The 687-nt window shown below is 72.8% G+C and carries 1 protein-coding gene; it reads left to right on the forward strand.

Features of this window, described 5'->3' with window-relative positions:
• Window positions 1-32: 32 nt before the first annotated feature.
• Window positions 33-687 (forward strand): rhamnogalacturonan acetylesterase (locus J7528_RS23845; protein ID WP_291879822.1); only part of this gene is annotated, 655 nt, incomplete at its 3' end.

Genomic DNA, 687 nt, shown 5'->3' on the forward strand with positions numbered 1-687 from the left:
GCCCGGGATGACGGCGAAAGAGGTGAAACACCATGCTCAAACCCCTCCTCCTCGCCGCCGCCCTCGTCGCGACCCCCGCCCTCGCCCAGACCGATCCGCCGCCGTTCAAGGCGACCAAGATCGTGCTGGTGGGCGACTCGACCACGGCGGTGAACAGCGGCTGGGGCGGGGCGTTCTGCGCCACGCGGGTGACCTCGAACGTCGCCTGCGTGAACCTGGGGCGCGGCGGGCGCAGCACCAAGACCTACCGGTCGGAAGGCTCCTGGACCCTGGCCCTGGGCGAGATGAAGGGCGGCCCGTTCGTCGACACCTACGTCCTGATCCAGTTCGGCCACAACGACGCCTACGGCCGGGCCGAGCGGCTGACCGATCTGGCGACCGAGTTCCCGGCCAACCTGAAGCGCTATGTCGAGGAGGCCCGCGCGGCCGGCGCTCACCCGGTGCTGGTCACGCCGCTGTCGCGCCGGCAGTTCAAGGACGGCGGACTGGTCGACGACCTGGTCCCGTGGGCCGATGCCGTGCGCGCCGTGGCCGCCGAGACCGGAACGCCGCTGGTCGAGCTGAACGCCCGCAGCGCCGCGGCCGCACAGGCCTTGGGCGCCCTGAAGGCCGGCGACTGGGCCGAGGCCCCGCCCTCGCCCGCCGTCGCCAAGGCGATCGCCGGCGGCACGACGGTGGGGGTGAAAT

It is taken from the genome of Caulobacter sp., assembly GCF_017744445.1.
In the GTDB taxonomy this organism is placed as follows: domain Bacteria; phylum Pseudomonadota; class Alphaproteobacteria; order Caulobacterales; family Caulobacteraceae; genus Caulobacter.